This window comes from Pseudomonas asturiensis, assembly GCF_900143095.1.
Lineage (GTDB): Bacteria > Pseudomonadota > Gammaproteobacteria > Pseudomonadales > Pseudomonadaceae > Aquipseudomonas > Aquipseudomonas asturiensis.
In genome coordinates, this window is the sequence record NZ_FRDA01000030.1 from 1 (window position 1) to 26,631 (window position 26,631).

A 26,631-nucleotide genomic window follows, 5' to 3' on the forward strand; every position below is an offset into this window, starting at 1 on the left:
GAAGTGCCTTCCCACTTCGCAACGACGCGCAGCTCTTCGCTGATTGTTTTGGCCTCGGCGAGTTCTTTTTTGTACTGCACTTCCTGTTGGGTGGCGAGCCAGTTGTTATCGACGTTGGCGGTCGCCGCATTGCTCGCCGTGGCCGCGCCGGATGCGCTGTCCATGGCCGCGATACCGGTCACCAGGCTGGTGATGATATTGCGCTTGGCCTCACGCTCGGAGTCGGTTTCATCGGCGCTGGTGTCGCCGAACAGGTTGGTCAGGACACTGGAGGCCGCGCCTCCCACGGCACCTGCCGTGCAGTTCTGATTGCTGGCATAGGCACCCGCGCAGCCGAGAATGGCGTGCAGCGCGACGTGGGTTGGGCTGCCTTCTTCCAGTCCATTGCTGACCATGTCGCCGATGGCGGCCGAGCCTTTCTGCTGAACGTAGTTGACGACAACGTTCTGAGCAAACTCGGCCGAGCCGCCGGCGATATTGCCGGACGAACCCGCTGTCATGGCGGTGGCAATCTGCCGATAGGTGCCGCCAGCGCCCCAGTCATCGGTTATTTCCCTCGCCTCTTGCTTGAGTTCGACGTACTTGTCACGACTGGTTTCACGATCCTCGATGCTTCGGCTTGGGTCTTTGGAGGCTGCGAGTGCTTTCTCGGCGGCTTTGTTTTTCTGATCGGCTTCCCTGACTCGATCCTCTAGAAAGACGCCAACGTTCTGGATGAATTTGCCGGTGATGTCGAAGTTCGTCTGGATCTCTTCAGCATCAAAGATAGGCTTGAGCTTGTTGCTGCCATCGCGCTCGCTCGATACGTCGGTATTGATGCCTGCAACTGTTTCTGATGCGCCCAGACCGGTCAGGGATCGTTGCCCGGCATCGTTGGTGATGGTGACTTCAGCCCCGCTTATACCGCTTCGGGTTTTGCTGCTTGCATCGTCACTGGCAAAAAGTGCGACGGGTGTACCGGCGCTGAACTTGCCTTTCTCCGGTGCTTTGTCGCCCGGGGCGCCAGCCTCCAGTTTGTTGTCCTTGTCGCGTCCAACCTGATTACCATAGCCACCGCTCAATCCGATGCTGCTGGCGTCATATTCAGCTTTGTTCTTGATGTCGGAAGTGGTCAGGGTACCCGTGGAAATTCGGTTAAGCCCCTCAGTAACAGCCAGATCGTTACTGGCGATCACGCCGCCGGTAAGGTTGGTATTGCCTTTGACGTCAATCTGGAAGCCGCCATTACCCGCCTTGATGCCGGACTGCTCCGAAACACTGGCGTATTCACTTTGCATCTTCTGCTGATTGAACGAGGCGCTACCGCTCATGCCGTAGCAGAACGGCGGAATACACAGGCTGATGCCGACACTTGCGTCAGTCTGTTTGGACTTGTACTCGCTGGTGTCTTGCAGGCTCTGGATATCCAGATTCCTGCCGACATTGGCTTTTACCTGATCGGCTGAGACAACGGCACCCTTGAGTGAGGTGTCGCGGCCGCTTTCCAGCGTCGCAGTGTTGCCAGCCTTTATGTGGGTGTTGGTGTGCGTGACGTCGTCGCCGTCGGATTTACCAAGCCCTTTGTTCGCGGCCAGATCAAGTGTGAAGCCGTTCTGTGTTCCGCCTATCGTGAAACCTAGCCCGATACTCCAGCCGCTGTTGCTGTTACTGCCTTTTTGCGTAGCGGTGTTTTGAGCAGATGAAAGATTGATATCACCGTCGGACTTGAGATTGACGTCGTTGCCTGCCTCGATATTACTGCCGACGATATTGATCGTGCTTTCTTCACCGGCACCTGTGGCCACGACATTGACGTCCCGGCCTGCAGCGAGGCTGCTCGATACGACGTTGCGCCCCGACTGGCTGCTTTCGCTCTGACTCTGGGTATTGCCCAGATTGACGCTGATCTTGATGCCTGCGCCGTTTTGCATGATGTCTTGAGCAGCGTCGTAGGCTTTTCTGGCACTCATTGCTGCGTTGAGTGCTGACAACCCTTGCATGCGAGGGTCGTTTGTCTTGGTGCTTGATTCAACGGCCTGTTGCATATTCTTCGCGGCATCAAGCAACGGCACGCGTACGCTGCCGCCGATCGCTGTCTTGTTGGCGCTTTTGGAGTTCTCTGCGCTCAGCAGATCAAACCCTGAGACAACGTCAACTTGCTTGGCCTGGATGGAGATATCGCCTTTAGGTGCGACAACCTGGCTGGCGAGCTGGTTGTATCGTTCGCCCGCTGTCAGCGTGACGTCACCACCCAGAGATGCAATCTGGCTGCCTGTTTGGGTGGTCGTGTCGCTGCTATCACTTTGCTTGAGCTTCACGACGCCCAGAGAAGACTGCCACCAGCTACCGATCTCGCCCGCTTTTTTGCTGCTGGAGCTACTGTCTGCCGCGCTGCTGTTTTCGGCGCTGAGTACATTGAGATTACGGCCCGCTGTGATACGAGTGTCGCCATCGGTGACCAGCGTACTTCCACGAACAGTGGTGTCACGACCACTTTTCATGTCCAGCGTATTGGCGCTGATGTTGCTGCCCTGCATTTGTGTGGTGTTTTGCTGGTTCTGCGCGGCCTTTTGTTTCAGTGACGGCTCGCCAGCCCAACTGACAGAAAATTTGCTGGAAGAGCTGGCGCTGGCAGACGATTGAGATTGCGGGGCTGCCTTGATTTCGATATCGCGGCCTGCTGACAACCTTGCGTCCTGTTCGGCGTAAAGAGAGGCTGCGTTCAGGCGAATGTCGTTGTCGGCAAGGAGATTGATGTCTGTTGCGCGAAGTTCTGTACCTGTAACAGTTGATTGGCTTGAGCGGCTGCTGTTGCTCTTGGACGAGAACAGCCCTTTTTTCGAAGAGGCACTGGCCTGACTGTTGAAGTTGTCTGCGGCATCCAGCGATATGTCGCGGCCCGCACGCAGATCGAGTGCCCCGGAGCTTGTAACGCTTGCACCTTGGGCCTTGATGTCCCGAGTCGCGGACAGAACAACCCTTTCGGCAGATTCGATGACTGAGCCAACAGCGATGTCGCTCTCGCTTTCAGTCATTTTTGAGCTTTTTTTGCCCCACGATCCTTTTTTGGTTTTTGAGTAGTACGAGTAATCGGTGTTTTGATTGGCCAGCAGGTTCAGGTCATTTCCGGCATAGAGATAGGCCTCTCTGCCTGAGCTGACGCGGCTTGAAGTTACAGTCAGATCCTGTCCCGCGCTCAAGGCTGCACTGCCGCCTGCTGTCAGGTTGCTTGCGACTTGGCTGGTATGATCTTCCTGTGCTTTTACCTTCTTGGTGCTGCTGTAGTAATGCTGTTCGTTGGCAGCCGACAGCAGATTCAGATTGTTAGCGGCAGCGATGGCGAGGTCTGCGCCAGCCTCCATCCGACTCGCCGTCACCCCCACATCCCGCCCTGCCTGGGCCTTGATGTCCTGGCCCGCGGTCACGTTCGCGGCCAGTTGTGTGGTGCTGGAACGGGTGTGGTTCGGGCCGTTGGTGCGGCCTTCCTGGGTCTGGGCGGCGTTGACGTTGATGTCGCGGTTTGCGAGCAGGGTGGTGTTGCGGCCTGCCTGCAAGGTGCCGCCTGTGTTGTTCACGTCGCGTCCGGCGCTGATGGTCAGGTCGTTGGCGGATTCGACGCGGGCGGCGGTGTTGGCGAAGTCTTCGCGCCAGGTGGAGGCACCGGCGGCGCTCTGGTGGCTGGTGACGGTGCGGGCGTTGGTCACGTCGCCGCGTTCGGACACGAGGGCGACGTCGCGGCCGGTGACGATGCCGCCTGAGCGGTTGATGAGGTCGTTGGTCGATTGCAGGTTCAGGCGTTCGTTGGTCTGGATCAGGCCTTCGTTGATCAGGCTGTTGCCCGAACTGACCCGCAGGTCGCGCGTCGCTCTCAGTACGCCGACGTTGGTCAGGTCGTTACCGGCGATCAGCGACACGTCGTTGCCTTGAATCAGCGCGCCGTTGCTGGCAAGCCGGTTGTCGGCCTGGGCCAGATACAGCACGGGCACCAACACGTGTTCGCCACGCACGACCTGGTCTTCCATCCAGACGATGTCGTGGGTCAGTGCAGCGACTTGCTCACCGGTCAACGAAACGCCCACGCTGAGGTTCAGCGCGTCTTTGCTGGCGATGGCGTTGTCCATCAGGTACTTGAACATCGCTTCATCGCTGGTCAGGCCATTGATGAAGCGCTGGCCAGTGCGCGCCACGATGGACTGCTGGATCAGGCGCTGCTCATAGTAACCGTCGCCCAAGCGTTTCCAGGCGGCATCGGGGTTGTAGTCGAGCTTGTCGAGCAGGTAACTGGAGCTGAGGAACTGACGCATGTCGGTCAGCGCCGGGTTCGTTTCGATCAGGTAGCGATGCGGCTGGGTGGCGTTTGCGGTGCCCAGCAATTGCGCACCGCTGCCTTGTAGGTCGGTGTCGGTCTGGGTCCCGCTCAGGCGGAACAGGCCGTTCTGGCCGGTCGGCAGGCTGAAGCCGGGCAAGGCGGTCGGGTTGACTGGCTGTTGCGTCAGGTCCGGTGCGGTCTCACGGCTCAGCGGCACGGCGGTGGCGTAGGTGCTGCCCGGTGCGCTGGTGTCGGTGCGTGCGCCGCCGCTGACGTAGGTGAACCCGCGTTGCACGACGGTGTTGTCGAAATTGTTGCCCGCTCTGATATCGACCGCGCCGCCTGCCTGGATAACCGCCGCATAGGTGGTCGTGTCGACACCAGACTTATTGATCGTGCGCAGGGCGTCGACTTCCCGTTCGGTCATTGCGATGAAGTTACTCATCGCCGCTTCAAGGCCGCCCAGCTTGCTCACGTCGTAGCCGGGACTGCCTTCGGTGTACTGTTGATTGAAGCCTTGGGCTGCGTTTTCCCAGCCGTTGTCGTTGCGGGTTCGTTCGGATACGAAGATGCGGTCGGTCTGCGTCTGGCTGGGGACTACGCCGATGTTTTTGAAGTCGTTGAAGACGGCGCTGAGGGAACCGCCGCTTGCCAGGGTGCTGCTGCTGTTGAGGAAGTCGCCACCCTGCAGCGTCATATTGCCGCCCGAGGTGATGCTGGACGCAGCGCTGGCTTGCGTGACTTCGAGTTTTTCCAGTTGCTGGATTTTCCAGACGTGGTGCTCTTTGCCGCCGCTGCAATCGAGGTTGCCGGTGCCTGCCGTGGTGCAGGAGAGCTCGTCGATCCGTGCGCTGTAGATGCCGGCGTCGTTGACCGTCATCACATCGCGAATGTTCTGGATGGAATTGGCCGCGAGCAGCATGCTGCCGTCGCTGGTGAGCGTGCCGGAGCGGTTGATGATGGAGTTGGCGAAAGCGCCTGCAGCGTCGCGGCTGATGCGCAGGTTGCCCATGCTGTAGACGTCGGCGGTCTGGTTGGTGAAGTCGTTGACCAGCAGCGACATGTTGGCGCCGCTGAACATCAGGCCATTGCGGTTCAGCAGCGTGGGAGCGGTCACGGTGAGGTCTTTGGTCGCGCCCAGCGTGCCGAAGTTGTTCAACGTGCCTGCGTTTACCTTCAGGTCGGCGCTGCTGGTGATGCGGCCCTGGTTGGCCATGATGCCGTCGATGTTGATCACGCTGTCGCCGCCGCTGGACAGCCGCGCCTTGGCGTCGGTCAGGTCAAGGCGCGCAGCGGTCAGGTCGAATTTGCCGATGCTGGTCATGCCGCCCGCGCCGCTGTAAGCGCCGGTCAGGCGCACGTCCAGCGTACCGTCGCTGGCGATCAGGCCATCGTTGGTCCAGTCGGTGCCGCGGCCCACGAAGCTTTTGCCGGCCAGCAGCTTGCCGCCGCCCAGTTGCCTGAAAGTCTTGATGTCCAGTTCAAGGCTGGACGCCTGCAGTGTGGTGCTGTTGGTCCAGGTGTCGCCCGTCAGTTTCAGGGTGCCGTTGGTGGTCAGGCTGCCGCCTGCGTTTTGCAGCAACGGCAGACCGAGGTCGAGCGCCCCGGTGCCGACGTGCAGAATCGAACCGCCGCTGTTGATCAGGCTGCCCAGTGCAAACTTCACATCCTTGTTGGCGCTTTCCACCTTGCCGGAGGTGTTGTTCAGAGCGCCGCTCACCGTCAATGAGCTTGAGCCGTCAGTGCCGAGGGCGCGCAGCTTGCCCTGGGTGTTGTCCAGGCTGGCAGCCTTGAGGGTAAAGCCGTTGCTGCTTTCGATGATGCCCAGCTGGTTCGTCAGGGCTGCGGACAGGTCAAAGTCAATGTTCGAGCCCGTCGCCTCGCCATTGCGGTTATCGAAGCTGTTGCCGCGGACCTGCAGCAGCTTTCCGGCCGAGAGCGCGCCATCGCGGTTGTCGAAGCGGGGCGTCTGAATCTGTGCATCGCCAGCGCGTGCGGAAATGCCGCCGCCGCTGTTATCGATGCTGTCGCGAGCCACCAGCAGCAGGCTCTGCCCTTGAATGGCTCCGCGTTTGGCGTTCAGGCTGCCGTTGCGCAGCATGCCTGTCAGGTCGGTACGCAGCTGGCCGGTCAGGCTCGCAAGCACGCCTGCGCGGTTGTCCAGGCTGGCGCCGGTGACGGACAGGTCGCCCTTTTGCGCAGTGATGCTGCCATCGAGGTTGCTCAATGCACCCCGGCCGGTGTTCACGGTCGCACTGGTCGAGCTTTGTACGGTGCCGCCGTCGTTGCTCAGCGCTGTGGCTGTCAGATCGAGCGCGCCGCTCTGGCTGTAGATCAGGCCGTCGTTGCCATTCTGGACTGCGCCTCCAGAAGTGATCGCGACGGAACTGCCGGCAACGGTGCCCTTGCCACGGTTATCCAGACCCGCTGTGAGCAGCGTCATCACGCCTTTGCTGGTCAGGCGTCCATTCTGGTTATTCACCTGCGCTGCACGTTGCAGCAGCAGGTCGCCGCCGCTGACGATATTGCCATTGGTGTTGGTGAGCGTGCCGAGCAGGTCCAGGGTGATGTTGGCGTTGCTGACCAGCGTGCCTGCGGTGTTGTCGAACGTCTCTGCGTTCAGCGTCACGCCCGTCCAGCCGGAGAGCAGTCCGCCCAGGTTGTTGAGCACGGTCGTGTTGAGCGTCAGTGCGTCGCCGCTGGTGATCCGGCTTTTTGCGTCGTTGTCGAGTTGTGAGGCGGTGACCGTCAGCGCTTTTGCCGAGCTGAGGGTGCCACCCCCGTTGGTCAGACGCGCGCTGGATACGCTCAGTGTTTCGTCGCTCACCAGTTGACCTGAGGTGTTGTTCAGGTTGCCGCTCACGTTGACGCTCTGGCGACCAGCGCTGGAGATCAGCCCTTTGCTGTTGTCGAGCCGTGCGGCGTTCACGTCCAGCGTGCCTTCGCCGAGGATCTTGCCTGCCCGGTTGTCCAGCGTATCGGCCACGATGACGCTCATCGTGCTGCTGGCCGCCAGCGTGCCCTGGTTGATCAGGCTGCGTGCCCTGACGGTCAGGGTGCCGTTTTTGTTGCGAGTGTTGTCGGCGTTGACGCCCGATTCGACGATGCCGGTGTTCTTGAGTTGGTCGGCTTGCAGAACGATGTCCTGACCCGCCACCAGGTCCTTGCTGTTGTCCAGGGTGCCGCTGGCGCTCAGGGCCAGTTGGCCGCCGGCATACGCCGGGCCGGTGACGGTGATGTCGCGGGCTTTGGCAACGATATTGCCGCTGGCGGCGGACTGAGCCATCGTCAGTTTGCCGTTGGCGTCGATCTGAATATCGCCGCCGCTGGCCGCCAGGTCTCCGGCGAGTTTCACCCCGACACCCGCTTCGGTGCCCACCAGCTTCACCGCACCCGCGTACATGCCGCCCAGCGCGGAGCTGTCGATAGCCAGTTCCGGCTTCGCACTGCCGTCGTCGGCCAGCGCGGTGGCTTCCAGGGTCTGGTCGTTGACGTCGTTGCGCCCGGTAATGATGTTGAGTTTGCGGGCCTGCAACCGGGCGTTGATTTTGGTGCTGCGGGTAATGATGTCGAACTGATCGACGTTGTCGGCATTGAGCCCCACGCCATCGATGCTGATGCTGCCGCCCTGAACGTTGAAACGTTCCAGTTGGCCATTGCTGTCCAGGACCGGTTTACCAGTGCTCAGCGTGACACGGGGCGTGTTGATGAAACCGCAGCCGTTACAGGTCACCCCGTAAGGGTTGGCAACGATGACCCGTGCAGACTGCCCGGCCACTTCCGTGTAGCCCTTGAGCTGGCTGGCGTTGGCCCCGACCACTTCGTTGAGGATGGTGTTGGCGGCGTTGCCGCCCAGGTTCGGGTTGCCGACGATGATGCCGCCCAGTTGCGTGCTCTGCGTGGCTTGCGTGGCGTTGTTGAGGATCACGCCCTGGCTGTCGACGTTGTACTGCTGGTACTGGTTGTGCGACAGGCCGCTGCCATTGGGCGCGGCGATGTTGATCACCGGCACACCGTTGCCTGCCTGGCCGACGCTGGTGTTCGTCCCGCTCACGACAATGCCTTCGGCCTGCACCAGCAGCGGCTGCCAGAACAGGGCATTGGCCAGGATCAGCGCGAGGCCGCGCTTGGGCACTCCCCAGAAACGCTTGCGTTCGGTCAGGGCTGCACTGGGCTGACGGGCAAGCAGAGCCATCTGGTTAACATCCATGTAAGCAACCTCAAAGCAGTGTCGAAAAAACGGTGTTATTAGAGGAAAAAGTCCATGCGGAAGTAGATCGGCGCTTCGCGCTCGACCACGTCAGGACGTTCCAGAGAGTGAGCGAAGGTCACCGACGCAGCGACATGCTCGCCCCGGGTGAACAGCTCTAACGAGTTGCTGGACAGGCGACCATGTTCATCGCCGTTGTAGCGATTGTTACGGATCACGCCCTGGTCATAGCCGGCAGCGGCACCGTATTCGGCAAACACCGGACGCAGCCAGTCAACGGTGACTGGTCGAGCCCAGCGTATTTCGTTGCGCCAGTAGCCACCGCTGTCGCCAGCCAGAAACTGGTCCTTGTAGCCGCGCACCGAGGATGATCCGCCCAGGCTCAGACGCTGCGGGCTGAACAGGATGTCTTCACTGCGTTGGCCAGTGGCCAGGCTGGTGAAGGTCAGGCTTTCGCCAAACAGGCGGAAAGGATGCAGGTAGCTGACGGTGCCGGTGTACTTGCGGTAGCGCGCATCGGGCTGGCCGGGACCTGAGTCATGGTCGCCCTGGGCGTCCAGCGCACCGATGCCCTGTTGCATGCCCAGGTCGATGTTGACGAACGCCGAACCCACGCGCCGGCCATGGTTGATACCGAACTGTGCTTCGGTAATGTGGTTGCTGCTCGGACCCAGTTTGGCGTCGTTGATGTAGTTGTTGGTGCGCAGGTACGCCAGACCGGTGTTAAGGGAGGTCTTGCTGACCGCATCGCGATGAATCACGCGTTCGGCACGAAACTGGTGGTTCTGGCTGTCGCCGGTCTGCTTGAAGCTGAAGCCGTCGCCCCGACCTTTCGAGCGGTATTCGCTTTCGCTGTACAGGTAGCTGAAGGTCCACCAGCCCCATGGCAGGCTGTACGACAGCAGGCCGTTACGCGAGGTTTGCTGATGGTCGCTGATGGCGTCATGGCCGCCACGCAGGCTCAATTGATCAGCCAGGCCCAATGGGCTGTCCCAGTCCAGACCGGCATTCCACTGCTGTTCGCCGGTGCTGCGCTGGCCATCGTTGTTGCGCGACAGGTTGGCGCGCCAGGGTTTTTGCGGGGTGTTCTTGACCACCACATCGCTGCCGCCGACGGCCTGGCCGGGCGTCAGCTCCATCTGCGCCTGATTGGAAGGCAGACGATTGAGCTGATCGACCATCTGTTCGATCTCGCGCAGGTTGACCAGATCGCCTTCGCGGCCGGGAAAGGTCATGGCCAGCTCGCGATCCGATACGCCGCTGCTGGCGTCACTGCGCAGTTTTTCCAGCTTGCCTTCGATGACCAGAACCTGCAGGTCGCCTTTGGACAGATCCTGCTGCGGCAGGTAGGCACGTGTGGTCACCAGACCTTTGTCGATGTAATGGTCGGTGATGGCCTTGAGCAGGTTGTTGAGCTGGGCGACGCCCAGGCATTTGCCCGCGTAGGGCTTGATCAATTGATCGCGTTCTTTGGGTGACAGTGAGTCGGCACCCTTGAGTTCGATTCGGTCGATGTTGAAGCAGCGGGTGTCGGTGGGGGCCGTTGGCGCCGTTGGCGTGGTCTGCTTGCCGGGCAGGTCCTTGAGTTCTTCCAGGCGTCGACGCTGTTCTTCCAGCAGGCGATCCTGACGGTCGCGGATCAGATCCTGTTCGCCGGGCGTTGCCGCATAGGCAGGCACGAGGGTGCCTGAAGCCAAAAGCAGAGCGCAGAGCATCTGCCAGGTCCTTTTAGAGACAAGCATAAGTAATCCATTAATAAATGCTGGAGGCGAATGAACCGCCTGCCTGGAATGGCCTGATAGACCCTGAAAGACGACGTATCTGATCGAAAACGCGACGTCATGTGTAAGCGTCGTGAAACAGACCGCTTACAGTTCAGAAAATTCCCACACACAGGGTGTTTTTGTGAGCTGCGTCACGCAAGCTCTTCGTATCGATGGGTGCGCGTTGGTGGATTCAGTCTAAATAACCGGCCTGCGCAGCAGGCGCTATTTATATACCACCAAAACTTATGCACGTATGGAGGGCGCTAATCGCTTTAGGAAATAAACAATAGAATTAAGGGGTTACGTGCATTTTTCGGTTATTTATGAAAATTGGTGCACAGGTTATCCACAAAATTCACGCTGGCACTTTCTCGCTGCTCGATACCGGTGCGGCTGGCGAGCCGAGTGCGCGTTGTGTTTCTTCATTCCAGGTCTGAACGCGTTCATTCAGGGCGGCAATGGCGCGCGGGCCTGTGCCTTCGGCGTACATGGGTTGGCCGATCACCACCTGAATGGTCCCCGGCTTCTTGGCCCAGCCTTCCTTGGGCCAATACTTGCCCGCGTTATGCGCGATCGGCAGCACCGGCAGATCCGCATTGACGGCCAGTGCCGTACCGCCACGAGAGAACTTGCCGACCTGGCCGTAAGGTACGCGCGTGCCTTCAGGAAAGATCAGCACCCAAACGCCATCCTTGAGCAGTTCGTCGCCCTTTTTGGCGATTTCCTTGAGGGCGGCCTTGGGATTGTCGCGATCAATCGCAATCGGACGAAGCATCGCCATTGCCCAGCCGAAGAACGGCACATAGAGCAACTCGCGCTTGAGCACCTGGCTCAGTGGCTCGAAGTACGCCGACAGAAAGAAGGTTTCCCACGTGCTCTGATGGTTGGAGATGATCACGCAGGGCGTTTTCGGAACGTTCTCGGCACCGGTGACTTCAACCTTGATATCAAGGAACACACGGGTCAGCCAGATGGCGCAGCGGCACCAGTAGACGTTGATGAATCGATAGCGAGCCTTGAACGGCATGAATGGCGCGATAAAAAAGCTCAGCGTGCACCACAGCAGCGAGCTGCTGCCCAGCAACAGGTAGAAGAAGAAAGTCCTGATTGCCTGCATGATCGACATAGTTACGTTTACCGTACGGGCGGATGCCCGCTCCTTGAGCGCTTCGAGCCGAACTTATGGGGTGTTCGGCGAAACACTAGTGTGGATAAGTTCTGCGGCAACCGCCGCCAGATCGTCAAAAACAAGAGTGCTATTGGGCACGTCACCCGCCAGGGTCTTCTGACCTTTGCCGGTCTTTACCAGAACAGGCTGACAATCGACGGCCAAAGCCGCCTGCAGGTCACCTTTGCTGTCGCCTACAAACCATAGACCTTCGAGGTCCGTTGCGTAATGTCGGGCGATGGTCTGCAACATGCCGGGCCTGGGCTTTCGGCAGTCGCACCCTTCGTCTGGCCCGTGCGGGCAATAGACGATCAAACCAACCTCGCCACCCTCCTCGGCCACCAGCTCGCGCAACCGCGCGTGCATGGCGTCCAGGGTGGCCAGATCGTAATAACCTCTGGCAATGCCGGACTGGTTGGTGGCCACTGCCACCGTCCAGCCGGCTCTGCTCAGCGCTGCGATCGCCTGGATCGAACCGGGAATGGGTATCCACTCCTCCACCGACTTTATATAAGCGTCGGAGTCATGGTTGATCACCCCGTCCCTATCCAGTATCAGCAGTTTCAACATCGACTCCTTGTCAGCCCAGCAGCGAGATATCGGCAACGCCCAGGAACAGGCCACGCAAACGGGCCAGCAACGCATAGCGGTTGGCACGCACGTTGGCGTCTTCGGCGTTGACCATCACGGCTTCGAAGAAGGCATCGACCGGCTCACGCAGACTGGCCAGACGCGCCAGCGATTCGCTGTACTGACGCTCGGCGGCCATTGGCTGCACAGCGTGGTCGGCCTGCTGGATCGCCGAATACAGCGAGAACTCGTTGGCGTTGTCGAAGTACTTGGGCTCGACGGTCTGGGCAATGTTGCCCTCGGCCTTGCTCAGCAGGTTCGAGACGCGCTTGTTCACCGCTGCCAGCGCAGCAGCCTGTGGCAGCTTGCGGAAGGCTTGAACGGCCTGCACACGCTGATCGAAATCCAGCGCCGAACCTGGCTGCAACGCGCGAACCGACAGGTACACAGCCACTTCGACGCCTTCGTCTTCATAACGCGCACGCAGACGGTCGAAGATGAACTCCAGCACCTGTTCCGGCAGACCGGCAGATTTGACCTTGGCACCGAACTGGGTGACGGCGAATTTCACCGTTTCGATCAGGTCCAGGTCCAGCTTCTTCTCGATCAGGATGCGCAGGATGCCCAGCGCTGCACGACGCAGTGCATAGGGGTCTTTGCTGCCGGTAGGCAACATGCCGATACCGAAGATGCCCACCAGCGTGTCGAGCTTGTCCGCAATGGCGACGGCCGCACCGGTCAGGGTGGTCGGCAATTCAGCACCTGCGCCGCGTGGCATGTACTGCTCGTTAAGCGCCAGTGCCACGTCTTCGGCTTCGCCGTCGGCCTTGGCGTAGTAGTAACCCGCCACGCCCTGCATTTCCGGGAACTCGCCAACCATTTCGGTCGACAGGTCGCACTTGGACAGCAGACCCGCACGCGCTGCACGCTGGGCGTCGCCGCCGATGCGTGGCGCGATGTAGGCGGCCAGCTTCGACACGCGCTCGGCCTTGTCGTAGACGCTGCCCAACTGGGCCTGGAATACGACGTTCTTCAGGCGCTCGTTGAAGGTTTCCAGCTTCTGCTTCTTGTCCTGCTTGAAGAAGAACTCGGCATCGGTCAGACGTGGACGGACCACCTTCTCGTTACCGGCGATGATCTGCGCCGGGTCCTTGCTCTCGATGTTCGCGACCGTGATGAAGCGTGGCAGCAGCTTGCCGTCGGCATCCAGCAGGCAGAAGTACTTCTGGTTGTCCTGCATGGTGGTGATCAGCGCTTCCTGGGGCACTTCAAGGAAGCGTTCCTCGAACGAGCACACCAGCGGAACCGGCCACTCGACCAGGCCGGTCACTTCGTCCAGCAGGCTTGGCGGCACGATGGCGGTGCCTTCCTGTTGGGTGGCCAGCTCTTCGACGCGCTTGCTGATGATCTGACGACGCTCGTTGAAGTCGGCCAGCACATTGGCGGCTCGCAGGTCGCTCAGGTAACCGGCAGGCGAGGAGATACGCACATCTTCCGGGTGATGGAAGCGGTGACCACGGGAATGACGACCCGACGTCTGAGCCAGGATCGTGCAATCGACGACCTGATCGCCGAACAGCATCACCAGCCATTGGGTCGGACGTACGAACTCTTCCTTGCGAGCACCCCAGCGCATGCGCTTGGCAATCGGCAGGTCGTTCAGCGAGTCTTCGACGATGGTCGGCAGCAGCGACACGGTCGGCTTGCCGACGATGTTCTGGCTGTAACGCAGCTTCGGACCGCTCTGATCGATTTCGCTCAGGTCCACGCCGCACTTCTTGGCGAAGCCCAGGGCAGCCTGAGTCGGGTTGCCGTCAGCATCGAACGCAGCCTGACGCGGCGGACCGTCCAGATTGACGCTGCGGTCTGGCTGCTGTGTGGACAGATCAGTGATCAGCACGGCCAGACGACGCGGCGCGGCGTAGACCTGTTTGGCACTGTACGTCAGGCCTGCGCTCTGCAGGCCCTTCTCGATACCCGCCAGAAACGCGTCTGCCAGGGAGTTGAGGGTCTTGGGTGGCAGTTCTTCGGTGCCCAGTTCGACCAGAAAATCTTGAGCACTCATTGTGCAGCCTCCAGCTTAGCCAACACTTCGTCGCGTAGATCGGGCGGCGCCATCGGGAAGCCGAGCCTGGCCCGGGCTTGCAGATAAGCCTGAGCCACCGAGCGAGCCAGGGTGCGCACGCGCAGGATGTACTGCTGGCGCGCGGTCACGGAAATGGCGCGACGGGCATCCAGCAGGTTGAAGGTATGCGAGGCCTTGAGGACCATTTCGTAACCCGGCAATGGCAGCTCGAGTTCGATCAGGCGCGCGGCTTCGCTTTCGTAGAAGTCGAACAGCTCGAACAGTTTGTCGACGTTGGCGTGTTCGAAGTTGTACGTCGATTGCTCCACCTCGTTCTGGTGGAACACATCGCCGTAAGTCACTTTGCCGAACGGACCGTCTGCCCAGACCAGATCGTAGACCGAGTCCACGCCCTGCTGATACATGGCCAGACGTTCCAGGCCATAGGTGATCTCGCCGGTCACCGGGTAGCACTCAAGGCCGCCCACTTGCTGGAAGTAGGTGAACTGCGAGACTTCCATGCCGTTGAGCCAGATTTCCCAGCCCAGACCCCAGGCGCCCAGCGTCGGCGACTCCCAGTTGTCTTCGACGAAACGCACGTCGTGCACCAGCGGATCGAGGCCGATGTGCTTGAGCGAGCCCAGGTACAGCTCCTGAAAATTGTCCGGGTTCGGCTTGAGGATCACCTGAAACTGATAGTAGTGCTGCAGGCGGTTCGGGTTTTCGCCGTAGCGGCCGTCAGTAGGACGACGGCTTGGCTGAACGTAGGCGGCATTCCAGGTTTCCGGGCCTACGGCGCGCAGAAACGTGGCGGTGTGGAAGGTGCCGGCGCCTACTTCCATATCGTAGGGCTGAAGTACCACGCAACCTTGTTCTGCCCAGTATTGCTGGAGGGCGAGGATCAAGTCTTGGAAGGTACGCACGGCTGGCGTAGGCTGGCTCACAAATTTCACCTGTGCTGGGCTGCGATTCAAAGAGCGGGAGTATACCCGATTCGGCTGCACGTCCACCCTTGGGAGCCCTATGACACGCTGCTTTTGGTGCAACGAAGACCCCCTTTACATCGCCTATCACGATCAGGAGTGGGGTGTGCCGCTGCGCGACGCGCAGAAGCTCTTCGAGTTGCTTTTGCTCGAAGGGTTCCAGGCCGGCCTTTCCTGGATCACGATTCTCAAGCGTAGGGCCCGTTATCGCGAGGTGCTGTTCGGTTTCGATGCCGAGCGTCTGGCGCAACTGACCGATGCTGAAATCGACGCGTTGATGCTCGATCCGACCATCATCCGCAACCGCCTCAAGCTCAAGGCCGTGCGCACCAATGCCAAGGCCTGGCTGGCGCTCAAAGACCCGGTCGGCCTGCTCTGGTCCTTTGTTGGCGATCAACCGAAGATCAACCACTTCAAGGACCGCAGCGAAGTGCCCGCCATTACCGCCGAAGCCGAAGCGATGAGCAAGGCGTTGAAAAAGGCCGGGTTCACCTTTGTCGGTCCGACTATTTGTTACGCCTACATGCAGGCCAGCGGCATGGTGATGGACCACACCGTCGATTGCGATCGGTACGCGATCCTGAGCCGCTGAAGGTACAATGCCTGCCTCAAGAATCCGGGAGTGATCTGTGGAAAAGTTCAAAGGCGCCATGATGGTCGGGGCGTTACGCTTGTTTGCACTCCTGCCCTGGCGCGCCGTGCAGTGGGTCGGCACCGCCATCGGCTGGCTGATGTGGAAACTTCCCAACCGTTCGCGCGAAGTAGCGCGGATCAACCTGTCCAAATGCTTCCCCGAACTTAGCGGGCCTGAGCTTGAAAAGCTGGTGGGCAGAAGCCTCATGGACATCGGCAAGACCCTGACCGAGAGCGCTTGCGCGTGGATCTGGCCTGCGCAGAAATCGATCAATCTGGTGCGCGAAGTCGAAGGGCTCGACGTGCTCAAGGATGCGCTGGCGTCCGGCAAGGGCGTGGTCGGCATCACCAGCCACCTGGGCAACTGGGAAGTGCTCAACCACTTCTATTGCAGCCAGTGCAAACCGATCATCTTCTACCGTCCGCCGAAGTTGAAGGCCGTGGATGATTTGTTGCGCAAGCAGCGGGTTCAACTGGGCAACCGCGTGGCGGCGTCGACTAAAGAAGGCATCCTCAGCGTCATCAAGGAAGTCCGCAAGGGTGGCTCGGTCGGCATTCCGGCAGACCCGGAACCGGCAGAGTCCGCCGGCATCTTCGTACCCTTCTGCGGCACCATGGCCCTGACCAGCAAATTCGTGCCCAACATGCTGGCAGGCGGCAAAGCCGTCGGCGTCTTCCTCCACGCCATGCGCCTGCCGGACGGCTCGGGTTACAAGGTTGTTCTGGAGGCCGCGCCTGAAGCGATGTACAGCACCGACACCGAAACCTCGGCCGCGGCGATGAGCAAAGTGGTCGAGAAGTACGTGCGCGCATACCCGAGCCAGTACATGTGGACCATGAAACGCTTCAAGAAACGTCCCGAGGGTGAGAAGCGCTGGTATTGATCTGTCGCTTCAACCTCGCCGCCCGGTCCGCTCCCACGGGCGAGCAGGCTTGCTTCCACCGGCTGAAACCGGCGTTCAGCCTGTGGGAGTGGACTTGTCCACGAAGACTGCCTTCCAGATGCACCACTTCGGCTGAATACACCGCCCATTCGCGGACAAGCGGAGCGCCGCCCGGTCCCACGGGGAGGAATTTACCGATCTATTCGCGGACAAGTCCGCTCCCACTGGGAGTGTGCGCGGAGCATGGGTGCGCACTTCGTGGGAGCGAGCTTGCTCGCGAAAGCTGTGGTTCGGGCGCTACTGTTTCAGCGGATGTGCCGGCCTCTTCGTGAGCAAGCTCACTCCCACTGGGTGATCAGAAAAAGCTCAACCCCACTTGAAACAGCCGCTCCACGTCGCGAATGTACTTTTTATCCACAAGGAACATGATCACCTGATCGCCGGATTCGATCACGGTGATGTCGTGGGCGATGAGGACTTCTTCGTTGCGGATGATCGCGCCAATCGTGGTGCCGGTCGGCAGGTTGATATCTTTAATGGCGCGGCCGATGACCTTGCTGGATTTCGAGTCGCCGTGCGCCACGATCTCGATGGCTTCGGCTGCGCCCCGGCGCAGGGAGTGGACGCTGACGATGTCGCCGCGCCGCACGTGGGCCAGCAGTGTGCCGATGGTCGCCAGTTGCGGGCTGACGGCGACGTCGATTTCCCCGCCCTGCACCAGATCGACATAGGCCGGGTTGTTGATCAGGGTCATGACCTTGCGTGCGCCCAGCCGTTTGGCGAGCAGCGACGACATGATGTTGGCTTCGTCATCGTTGGTCAGCGCCAGGAACAGGTCGGCGTTGTCGATGTTTTCTTCGATCAACAGGTCACGGTCCGAAGAGCTGCCTTGCAGCACGACGGTGTTGTTCAGATTCTCCGAGAGGTAACGGCAGCGTGCCGGGTTCATCTCGATGATCTTGACCTGATAGCGGCTCTCGATGGCTTCAGCCAGGCGCTCGCCAATGTTGCCGCCGCCGGCGATCACGATGCGTTTGTAGCTTTCGTCCAGACGGCGCATTTCGCCCATCACCGCACGAATGTCAGCCTTGGCGGCGACGAAGAAGACTTCATCGTCGGCTTCGATCACCGTGTCGCCCTGCGGGAGGATCGGACGGTCACGGCGGAAAATCGCAGCGACGCGGGTTTCGACATTGGGCATGTGTGCTTTGAGCTGGCGCAGTTGCTGACCCACCAGCGGCCCGCCGTAATACGCCTTGACGGCCACAAGCTGGGCCTTGCCTTCGGCGAAGTCGATCACTTGCAGCGCACCGGGATATTCGATCAGGCGCTTGATGTAATGGGTGACCACTTGTTCCGGGCTGATCAGCACGTCCACGGGAATCGCGCTGTTGTCGAACAACTCCGAGCGCGTCAGGTAGGCCGCTTCACGCACTCGCGCGATCTTGGTGGGCGTGTGAAACAGCGTGTACGCCACCTGACAGGCAATCATGTTGGCTTCATCGCTGCTGGTTACGGCAACCAGCATGTCGGCGTCTTCGGCCCCGGCCTGGCGCAGCACGGCGGGATAGGAGCCCTTGCCCTGCACGGTCCGGATATCCAGACGGTCGCCCAGGTTGCGCAACCGGTCACCGTCGGTGTCGACCACAGTGATGTCGTTGGCTTCGCCCGCCAAATGCTCGGCCAGCGTGCCGCCGACCTGACCTGCACCCAGGATGATGATTTTCAACCGTTCACTCCATGGAAGTTCGTAGGCAATGCTGCCAGCGACCTGTTCACGCCCGCGCCGCTGCGATCTTGATCAGTTTGGCGTAGTAAAAGCCATCGTGACCGCCCTGCTGAGCCAGCAACTGCCGGCCATGCGTCTGTTTGATGCCAGCGTCGCTTGCAATGTCCAGCTCGCGCGCGCCCGATGTGCGGGCCAGAAACGCTTCGATTACCTCGGTGTTTTCCGTGGGCAGTGTCGAGCACGTTGCGTAAACCAGCATGCCGCCCACTTCAAGCGTAGGCCACAGCGCATCGAGCAGTTCGCCTTGCAGCGTCGCGAGGGCGACGATGTCGTCTGCCTGACGGGTCAGCTTGATGTCCGGATGGCGACGGATCACGCCCGTTGCCGAGCAGGGCGCGTCGAGCAGAATGCGCTGGAACGGCTTGCCGTCCCACCATTGAGCGGTTTCCCGCGCATCGGCGGCGATCAGCTCGGCGTCCAGGCCCAGGCGGTCGAGGTTCTCGCGAACGCGCACCAGGCGCTTGGCCTCAAGGTCCACGGCGACCACCCCGCTCAGTTGCGGCTGCACTTCCAGCAGATGGCAGGTCTTGCCGCCCGGCGCGCAGCAGGCGTCCAGCACGCGTTGACCGGGTGCGAGTTCCAGCAGGTCGGCGGCCAGTTGTGCGGCCTCGTCCTGAACGCTGATCCAGCCTTCGGCAAAGCCGGGCAGCGAGCGCACGTCGCAGGGTTCGGCGAGTACGATGCCGTCCTGGCTGAACGTGCAGGCGCTGGCTTCAAGACCGGCAGTCTGCAGCAGCCCAAGGTATTGATCACGGCTGTGGTGGCGGCGATTGACCCGCAGGATCATCGGCGGATGCGCGTTGTTGGCGGCGCAGATGGCTTCCCAGTGTTCAGGCCATGCGGCTTTCAGGGCTTTCTGCAACCAGCGTGGGTGAGCTGTGCGCACCACCGGGTCGTGTTCCAGCTCGGTCAGCAGCGCCTCGCCTTCGCGTTGTGCGTTGCGCAGTACGGCGTTGAGCAAACCCTTGGCCCATGGCTTTTTCAGCTTGTCGGCGCAACCCACGGTTTCGCCAATCGCAGCGTGAGCAGGCATGCGGCTGTAGAACAGTTGATACAGACCGACCAGCAGCAAGGCTTCGACGTCAGCGTCGGCGGCCTTGAAGGGCTTTTGCAGCAGTCTGGCGGCGAGGGCCGACAGGCGTGGCTGCCAGCGTGCGGTGCCGAACGCCAGGTCCTGAGTCAGGCCGCGATCACGCAGCTCGACCTTGTCCAGTTGCGTGGGCAGCGAGCTGTTGAGCGATGCCTTGCCACTGAGGACAGCAGCCAGGGCCTTGGCGGCGGCCAGACGCGGGTTCATTGGCCGAGCACCGTGCCGACGGCGAATTTCTCGCGGCGGCTGTTGAACAGATCAGTGAAGCTCAATGGTTTGCCGCCCGGCAGTTGCAGGCGCGTCAGGCGCAGGGCGTTCTGGCCGCAGGCGACAGTCAGACCGTCCTTGCTGGCGCTCAGAATCGTACCCGGTACGCCCTGCCCTTCGGCCAGTTCGGCCGCCAGGACTTTCAGTGCTTCCGTATTCAACGTGCTGTGACAGATCGGCCACGGATTGAACGCACGCACCAGACGTTCCAGCTCGTCGGCCGGACGTGTCCAGTCGATGCGCGCTTCGTCCTTGTTCAATTTGTGAGCGTAGTTGGCAAGACTGTCGTCCTGAACCTCGCCGATCAGCGTGCCGTCGGCCAGGCCGGTGATGGCTTGCAGCACCGCAGGCGGGCCGAGTTCGGCAAGACGGTCATGCAGCGTGCCGCCGGTGTCCTGCGCGGTAATAGGCGTCACGGCCTTGAGCAGCATAGGACCTGTGTCGAGACCGGCCTCCATGCGCATCACGGTCACGCCACTTTCGGCATCGCCCGCCTGCACGGCGCGCTGGATGGGCGCGGCACCGCGCCAGCGTGGCAGCAGCGAGGCGTGGCTGTTGATGCAGCCCAGACGTGGAATATCCAGCACTACTTGCGGCAGGATCAGGCCGTAGGCGACCACCACCATCAAGTCCGGCTTGAGGGCGGCCAGTTCTGCCTGCGCCTCGGGCGCGCGCAGCGTCGGTGGCTGCATGACGGGCACCTGGTGTTCAAGCGCCAGTTGTTTCACCGGGCTGGGCATGAGTTTTTGTCCGCGACCGGCCGGGCGATCAGGCTGGGTGTAGACCGCAACGATCCGATGAGGGCTGTCGAGCAGGGCCTTGAGGTGTTCGGCGGCGAATTCCGGGGTGCCGGCGAAGACGATGCGCAGTGGCTCAGTCATGGACTTCTCGTTCTGAAAAAAGAAAAAGGCCTTCGACAGGCCTTTTAGAGGTGATGACGGATCAGGCGTTGAGCTTGTGCTGCTTTTCCAGCTTCTTCTTGATCCGGTCACGCTTGAGGTTGGAGAGGTAGTCGACGAACAGCTTGCCGTTCAGGTGATCGCACTCGTGCTGAATACAGATCGCCAGCAGGCCTTCGGCAACCAGCTCGTAAGGCTGGCCGTCGCGGCCCAGGGCCTTGATGCGCACCTTCTGCGGACGGTCAACGTTCTCATAGAAACCGGGCACCGACAGGCAGCCTTCCTGATACTGATCCATTTCATCGGTCAGCATTTCGATTTCAGGGTTGATGAACACGCGCGGCTCGCTGCGATCTTCGCTCAGGTCCATGACGACCACACGCTTGTGGACGTTGACCTGGGTCGCTGCCAGCCCGATGCCAGGCGCTTCGTACATGGTTTCAAACATGTCGTCGACCAACTGGCGAATGCCGTCGTCTACTATCGCCACAGGTTTGGCGATGGTGCGCAGGCGCGAATCGGGAAATTCGAGGATGTTTAAAATAGCCATATACGTAAGAGCTGCACTGTTAAGGTAAAGTCAATGTCGGCTGCGGGCTCGGGACGTCAAAGCGGGCAGCCCATGATGGGACTCTATTGTTCACGCGAGGCAACATGATAAAGGGATTCACCGCATGAGGAAATCACTACTCGCCCTGCTGCTGTTGACCGCCAGCGGTCTTGCCCAGGCGCAAGTGCAACTCAGGGAAGGCCATCCGCAGCGTTACACCGTTGTCGCAGGTGACACGCTCTGGGACATTTCCGGCAAGTTTTTGCGTGAACCGTGGCAGTGGCGCGAGATCTGGCGCGCCAATCCGCAGGTCCGCGATCCCGATCTGATCTATCCGGGCGATACGCTTTCGCTCGACTACGTGGACGGTCAGCCCCGCGTGACGCTCAATCGGGGCGAGTCGCGCGGAACGATCAAATTGTCACCGCGTGTGCGCAGTACGCCGATGGTCGAGGCCATTCCCAGCATTCCGCTGGGGGCGATCAATGCCTTTTTGATCAGCAACCGGATCATCGACGACGCCGAGCAGTTTCAGCAGGCCCCTTACATCGTCGCAGGCAACGCCGAGCGTGTGCTCAGCGGCAGAGGCGACCGGGTGTATGCGCGCGGCGCGCTGGACCCGTCCCACACCGTGTATGGCATTTTCCGTCAGGGCAAGATTTACACCGATCCCGAAACCCAGGAAGTGCTGGGCATCAACGCCGACGATATCGGCGGTGGCGAAGTCGTGGCGACCGAAGGCGATGTCTCGACCTTGATGCTGCAGCGCTCCACGCAGGAAGTCCGGCTGGGCGACCGTCTGTTCACCAGCGAAGAGCGGGCGATCAATTCGTCCTTCATGCCCAGTGCTCCGCAAGCGCCTGTCGAAGGTTTGATTCTGGATGTGCCACGCGGCGTGACTCAGGTGGGTGTCATGGATGTGGTCACGCTCAACAAGGGACGGCGCGACGGTCTGACCGAAGGCAACGTGCTGGCGATCTACAAAACCGGCGAAATGGTCCGCGACCGGGTCACGGGTGAGCAGGTGAAGATCCCGGACGAACGGTCAGGGCTGCTGATGGTTTTCCGCACCTACGACAAGCTTAGTTACGCCTTGGTCCTGCACGCCAACCGATCTTTGGCCATTATGGACAAGGTCCGCAACCCCTGACGGCATGCTTCGGTTTTGATACGGATTTTCCCGCCGAAGCGCTGACTTATCAAATTGTTGTCAACAGAGTTATCCACAGGTTTGTGCACTGTGTCAGGTACACCATTGATCAAGGACGATCTCATGCCGCTGTTCGAAAAAGCCGTTCCGTCGCCCTCGGAACTGGAAGCCCGTCTTCGTCTGCATCGCTTGCCCGAGGTCGGGCTGAAACGCTTTTCCCGTCTTATCGATGCCTTTGGCAGCGCCTCGGCAGCACTGGCAGCGCCCGCCAGCGCATGGCGGGCGCTGGGCCTTCCGGGCGCGAGTGCCGACGCTCGTCGTGACCCTTCGGTGCGTGACGGTGCCAGCGCTGCATTGGCCTGGCTAGAGCGTCCGGGCCAGCATTTGCTGATGTGGGACGACCCTGGCTACCCCGCCTTGCTGGCGCAGATTGCCGACCCGCCGCCGCTGTTGTTCATCGCTGGTGACCCTTCGATCCTTGAGCGACCGCAACTGGGAATGGTCGGCAGCAGGCGTGCGTCCAGGCCCGGAATGGACACCGCAACGGCCTTCGCCAGAAGCCTGGCCAGTGCCGGTTTTGTGATCACCAGCGGTCTGGCGCGGGGTATCGATGGCGCGGCGCATCAGGGCGCATTGGATGTCGGGGGTCTTACAATCGGCGTCCTTGGCACGGGACTCGAAAAACTTTATCCACAGCAGCATCGGACACTCGCGGCGCAGATGGCCGCGCAGGGCGGCGCGGTGATTTCCGAGTTCCCGCTCGATGCCGGACCACAGCCTGGCAACTTCCCGAGACGCAATCGAATCATCAGCGGGTTGTCGCTGGGTGTGCTGGTCGTCGAAGCCAGTGTCGCCAGCGGCTCGTTGATCACCGCACGCCTTGCGGCTGAACATGGCCGCGAGGTTTACGCGATACCGGGTTCCATTCATCACCCAGGCGCCAAAGGCTGTCACCAGTTGATTCGCGACGGCGCGACGCTGGTCGAAACCGTCGACCACATTCTGGAGGGCTTGCAGCACTGGCATGTCACCGCGCCAGAAGCGTCTGACGCTGCCTCGGCTCCTGCCTGCAATCATCCGTTGCTCGATTTGCTGCACGCCGCGCCGCACACCAGCGAGGGCTTGTCGGTGTCCAGTGGCTGGCCGCTGCCCAGGGTACTGGCAGCGCTGACCGAGCTTGAGCTCGACGGACGGATAAGCAGTGAGGCGGGACGATGGTTCGCCAGAGCGCCCTGAGGTTAAACTGCCGCCAGGATTTCGTGGAGAGATGACAATGGTCAGCAGTTGGCGTGTGCAACAAGCCGCTCGTGATATTCGGGCTGGAGCGGTGATTGCCTATCCAACCGAAGCAGTTTGGGGGCTGGGGTGCGATCCATGGGATGAAGAGGCGGTCTACCGGCTGCTGGCGATCAAGTCGCGGCCTGTGGAGAAAGGGCTGATTCTGATTGCCGACAACATTCGCCAGTTCGACTTTCTGTTCGAGGACTTCCCGGAGCTGTGGCTGGACCGCATGGCCAGCACCTGGCCCGGCCCCAACACCTGGCTGGTGCCGCATCAGAACCTGTTGCCGGAGTGGATCACCGGCATCCACGAGACTGTCGCGCTGCGTGTCACGGATCACCCGACCGTACGTGAGTTGTGCGCGCTGGTCGGGCCGTTGATCTCGACGTCTGCCAACCCTGCAGGTCGGCCTGCCGCCAAATCGCGGCTGCGCGTGGAGCAGTACTTCCGAGGCCAGATCGATCTGGTGCTTGGCGGCAGCCTGGGTGGTCGCCGAAACCCCAGCGTGATTCGCGATATCGCAACCGCGCAGGTCGTTCGCGCCGGCTGACCCGGACGCGAACGACAGCACGCGTCACGGGATCAGAATCGTCGATCCCGTGGTGCGGCGTGCGGACAGCTCGATGTGCGCCTGGGCCGCATCGGCCAGCGCGTACTGCTTGATCTCGCCGACCTTCAGTTTGCCGCTGGCGAGCATATCGAACAGGTCGGTGGCCATGGTCTGCAGGTTCTGCGCAGTGTTGGCGTAGCTGAACAGCGTCGGGCGAGTGACGTACAGCGAGCCCTTTTGCGACAGGATGCCCAGGTTCACTCCGGACACCGGGCCCGAAGCATTGCCGAAACTCACCATCAGGCCACGTGGTGCCACGCAATCGAGCGAGGTCAGCCAGGTGTCTTTGCCGACGCCGTCGTAGACCACCGGGCATTTCTTCCCGTCGGTCAGCTCCAGCACCCGTTTGGCAACGTCTTCATGGCTGTAATCGATGGTTTCCCAGGCGCCGAGTGCCTTGGCGTGTGCCGCTTTATCCGGTGTGCTGACCGTGCCGATCAGTTTTGCACCCAGCGCCTTGGCCCATTGGCAGGCCAGCGATCCAACGCCGCCCGCCGCGGCATGGAACAGAATGATGTCGTCCGGTTTGACCTGGTAGGTCTGGCGCAGCAGGTACTGAACGGTCAGGCCTTTGAGTATCACGGCTGCGGCCTGTTCGAAGCTGATCGAGTCGGGCAGCTTCACCAGATGAGCTTCCGGCAGCGCGTGAACATCGCTGTAACTGCCCAGCGGGCCGGTGGCGTAGGCCACGCGATCACCCACGGCCAGACGCGTCACTTCATCGCCCACTGCCTCGACCACGCCTGCGCCCTCGGTACCCAGGCCGGACGGCAGCGCAGGTGCCGGGTACAGGCCGCTGCGGTAATAGGTGTCGATGAAATTCAGACCGATGGCCTTGTTGCGCACCAGCACCTCTTGCGGACCGAGCGCTTCGGGCTCGAAATCGACGTATTCAAGTACCTCGGGTCCTCCGACAGTGCTGAACTGGATACGCTTTGCCATGTGCTCTCTCCATGATGGTTAAATCGATTGCGAAAGCCCCTATCGAACGCTTTCCCCCGACCCTCGTCAACTGCCACGCCTGTGCTGCGATGGTATGCTACGCGCCAATTTGCCTGCGTCGCCCGTGTTCCGGGGGCTCAGCCGTTTGATGTCAGCCGTAAGGGATCGCCATGAGTACCCGTACCGAGGCCGTGAAGGCTTACCTGCTCGATCTGCAGGATCGCATTTGTACTGCGCTTGAACAGGAAGATGGCAACGCTCACTTCGTTGAAGATGCCTGGACACGCCCGGCGGGCGGCGGTGGCCGTACGCGGGTGATCGAGAACGGCGCAGTCATCGAGAAAGGCGGCGTGAATTTCTCCCATGTGTTCGGCAGTAACCTGCCTCCTTCGGCGAGCGCACATCGTCCCGAGCTGGCCGGGCGTGGCTTTGAGGCGTTGGGTGTGTCGCTGGTGATCCATCCCCATAACCCTCACGTGCCGACGTCCCACGCCAACGTGCGGTTCTTCATTGCCGAGAAAGAAGGCGAAGAGGCGGTCTGGTGGTTCGGCGGTGGTTTTGACCTGACGCCTTATTACGGCGTGGAAGAAGACTGCGTGCACTGGCACCGGGTTGCCGAGCGTGCCTGTGCGCCCTTTGGCGACGACGTCTACCCGCGTTACAAGGCCTGGTGCGACAGCTACTTCCACCTCAAGCACCGTGATGAGCCGCGCGGGATTGGCGGCCTGTTCTTCGATGATGTGAACCAGTGGGATTTCGACACCAGCTTTGCCTTCATCCGGGCGATTGGTGATGCGTTCATCAACGCCTACCTGCCGATCGTGCGTCGCCGCAAGGCCAACGCCTACACCGTGCAGCAGCGCGAATTTCAGGAATTCCGTCGCGGGCGTTATGTGGAGTTCAACCTGGTGTATGACCGTGGCACGTTGTTCGGTCTGCAATCGGGTGGCCGCACCGAATCGATCCTGATGTCGCTGCCGCCGCAAGTGCGTTGGGGCTACGACTGGAAAGCCGCGCCGGGCAGCGAGGAGGCGCGGCTGACCGAGTACTTCCTGACGGATCGGGACTGGTTGGCTGAGGAATGATTGCACTGTGCAGTCAAGGCCGTGGGAGGCCTCACCACGTCTCCAGGCAAACACCGGGAGTCGTGGGAGATTCTATGGTTGTCATCAAGCCATAATCAGCCCTTTCGGTTGGTACTCGCTCTGATTTTTCAGCAGGGAGAACGCGATCCGAGCGAGCTTACGGCTGAGCATGACAAGCACCTGGGTAGTCGCTTTTCCGCTGCTCAGGTGTTCGTTGTAGAACCCTTTCCAGGTACTTGATCGACAGGCCGACATGGCTGCGTTATGCAGTAATCGACGAACTTCCGAGCACCCTCGCTTGGTTAAGGATCTACGACCATTTTTTTGGCCCGAGTCACTCACCCTCAGATCCATGCCCAAAAAAGCGATGAAAGAATCGCTGCTTTTAAAGTCGCCTCGGT

The 26,631-nt window shown here is 60.9% G+C and carries 18 protein-coding genes; 6 read left to right on the forward strand and 12 right to left on the reverse strand.

Annotated features, from left to right (window positions below; all coding sequences use genetic code 11):
• The 6 genes from BUB69_RS27715 to glyQ form a co-directional block, all read right to left on the reverse strand.
• Window positions 1–8,498 (reverse strand): hemagglutinin repeat-containing protein (locus BUB69_RS27715; protein WP_141121922.1); only part of this gene is annotated, 8,498 nt, incomplete at its 3' end.
• Between the two features lie 38 nt (window positions 8,499–8,536).
• Window positions 8,537–10,213 carry a ShlB/FhaC/HecB family hemolysin secretion/activation protein gene (locus BUB69_RS27720; RefSeq protein ID WP_245825340.1) on the reverse strand — a complete coding sequence of 559 codons (1,677 nt, stop codon included), beginning with the start codon at window positions 10,211–10,213 and terminating at the stop codon, window positions 8,537–8,539.
• 406 nt (window positions 10,214–10,619) lie between these two features.
• Window positions 10,620–11,390 (reverse strand): lysophospholipid acyltransferase family protein, encoded by a 771-nt coding sequence (locus tag BUB69_RS27725; protein ID WP_073173375.1) that lies wholly within the window; start codon window positions 11,388–11,390, stop codon window positions 10,620–10,622.
• A gap of 54 nt (window positions 11,391–11,444) precedes the next feature.
• Window positions 11,445–12,002 carry a D-glycero-beta-D-manno-heptose 1,7-bisphosphate 7-phosphatase gene (gene gmhB / locus BUB69_RS27730; protein WP_163032080.1) on the reverse strand — a complete coding sequence of 186 codons (558 nt, stop codon included), beginning with the start codon at window positions 12,000–12,002 and terminating at the stop codon, window positions 11,445–11,447.
• 10 nt (window positions 12,003–12,012) lie between these two features.
• Window positions 12,013–14,067, reverse strand: coding sequence for a glycine--tRNA ligase subunit beta (gene glyS / locus BUB69_RS27735; RefSeq protein WP_073173378.1), 2,055 nt, complete (start codon window positions 14,065–14,067; stop codon window positions 12,013–12,015).
• On the reverse strand, window positions 14,064–15,011 hold the full coding sequence (gene glyQ / locus BUB69_RS27740) for a glycine--tRNA ligase subunit alpha (RefSeq protein WP_002551326.1): 948 nt from the start codon (window positions 15,009–15,011) through the stop codon (window positions 14,064–14,066). The genes glyS and glyQ overlap by 4 nt, the downstream gene beginning before the upstream one ends.
• A 79-nt stretch (window positions 15,012–15,090) precedes the next feature.
• Between glyQ and BUB69_RS27745 the strand changes: the two genes are divergently transcribed.
• Window positions 15,091–15,642 (forward strand): DNA-3-methyladenine glycosylase I, encoded by a 552-nt coding sequence (locus tag BUB69_RS27745; RefSeq protein WP_024686668.1) that lies wholly within the window; start codon window positions 15,091–15,093, stop codon window positions 15,640–15,642.
• 37 nt (window positions 15,643–15,679) lie between these two features.
• Window positions 15,680–16,567, forward strand: a complete 888-nt coding sequence (locus BUB69_RS27750; RefSeq protein WP_073173381.1) for a lysophospholipid acyltransferase — start codon at window positions 15,680–15,682, stop codon at window positions 16,565–16,567.
• A 355-nt stretch (window positions 16,568–16,922) separates the two neighbouring features.
• On the opposite strand, the gene trkA is transcribed toward BUB69_RS27750, so the two are convergent.
• The 4 genes from trkA to def form a co-directional block, all read right to left on the reverse strand.
• Window positions 16,923–18,296, reverse strand: coding sequence for a Trk system potassium transporter TrkA (trkA, locus tag BUB69_RS27755; RefSeq protein ID WP_073173383.1), 1,374 nt, complete (start codon window positions 18,294–18,296; stop codon window positions 16,923–16,925).
• A 46-nt stretch (window positions 18,297–18,342) separates the two neighbouring features.
• The gene (rsmB, locus tag BUB69_RS27760; RefSeq protein WP_073173386.1) at window positions 18,343–19,653 is read right to left on the reverse strand and encodes a 16S rRNA (cytosine(967)-C(5))-methyltransferase RsmB; all 1,311 of its coding nucleotides are present in this window, start codon (window positions 19,651–19,653) and stop codon (window positions 18,343–18,345) included.
• Entirely contained in the window at window positions 19,650–20,594 is a 945-nt protein-coding gene (gene fmt, locus BUB69_RS27765) for a methionyl-tRNA formyltransferase (protein WP_073173389.1), read from the reverse strand. The genes rsmB and fmt overlap by 4 nt, the downstream gene beginning before the upstream one ends.
• Window positions 20,595–20,655: 61 nt before the next feature.
• Window positions 20,656–21,162: a peptide deformylase gene (gene def / locus BUB69_RS27770; RefSeq protein WP_024685173.1), complete on the reverse strand. Its 507-nt coding sequence runs from the start codon at window positions 21,160–21,162 to the stop codon at window positions 20,656–20,658.
• 124 nt (window positions 21,163–21,286) lie between these two features.
• Here def and BUB69_RS27775 point away from each other — a divergent pair, with 124 nt between their 5' ends.
• The 3 genes from BUB69_RS27775 to tsaC all read left to right on the forward strand — a co-directional run bounded on the left by BUB69_RS27775 (window position 21,287) and on the right by tsaC (window position 24,143).
• A complete protein-coding gene (locus tag BUB69_RS27775) occupies window positions 21,287–22,312 on the forward strand; it encodes a LysM peptidoglycan-binding domain-containing protein (protein ID WP_073173391.1) in 1,026 nt (341 codons plus the stop codon).
• 123 nt (window positions 22,313–22,435) lie between these two features.
• On the forward strand, window positions 22,436–23,548 hold the full coding sequence (dprA, locus tag BUB69_RS27780) for a DNA-processing protein DprA (RefSeq protein ID WP_073173394.1): 1,113 nt from the start codon (window positions 22,436–22,438) through the stop codon (window positions 23,546–23,548).
• A gap of 37 nt (window positions 23,549–23,585) precedes the next feature.
• A complete protein-coding gene (gene tsaC, locus BUB69_RS27785; RefSeq protein ID WP_004882479.1) occupies window positions 23,586–24,143 on the forward strand; it encodes an L-threonylcarbamoyladenylate synthase type 1 TsaC in 558 nt (185 codons plus the stop codon).
• A gap of 24 nt (window positions 24,144–24,167) precedes the next feature.
• Here tsaC and BUB69_RS27790 read toward each other — a convergent pair whose 3' ends face one another.
• Window positions 24,168–25,145 carry an NADPH:quinone reductase gene (locus BUB69_RS27790; protein ID WP_073173398.1) on the reverse strand — a complete coding sequence of 326 codons (978 nt, stop codon included), beginning with the start codon at window positions 25,143–25,145 and terminating at the stop codon, window positions 24,168–24,170.
• A 170-nt stretch (window positions 25,146–25,315) separates the two neighbouring features.
• Here BUB69_RS27790 and hemF point away from each other — a divergent pair, with 170 nt between their 5' ends.
• Window positions 25,316–26,230, forward strand: a complete 915-nt coding sequence (gene hemF / locus BUB69_RS27795) for an oxygen-dependent coproporphyrinogen oxidase (protein WP_073173401.1) — start codon at window positions 25,316–25,318, stop codon at window positions 26,228–26,230.
• Between the two features lie 84 nt (window positions 26,231–26,314).
• On the opposite strand, the gene BUB69_RS27800 is transcribed toward hemF, so the two are convergent.
• Window positions 26,315–26,631 (reverse strand): transposase (locus BUB69_RS27800; protein ID WP_141121917.1); only part of this gene is annotated, 317 nt, incomplete at its 5' end.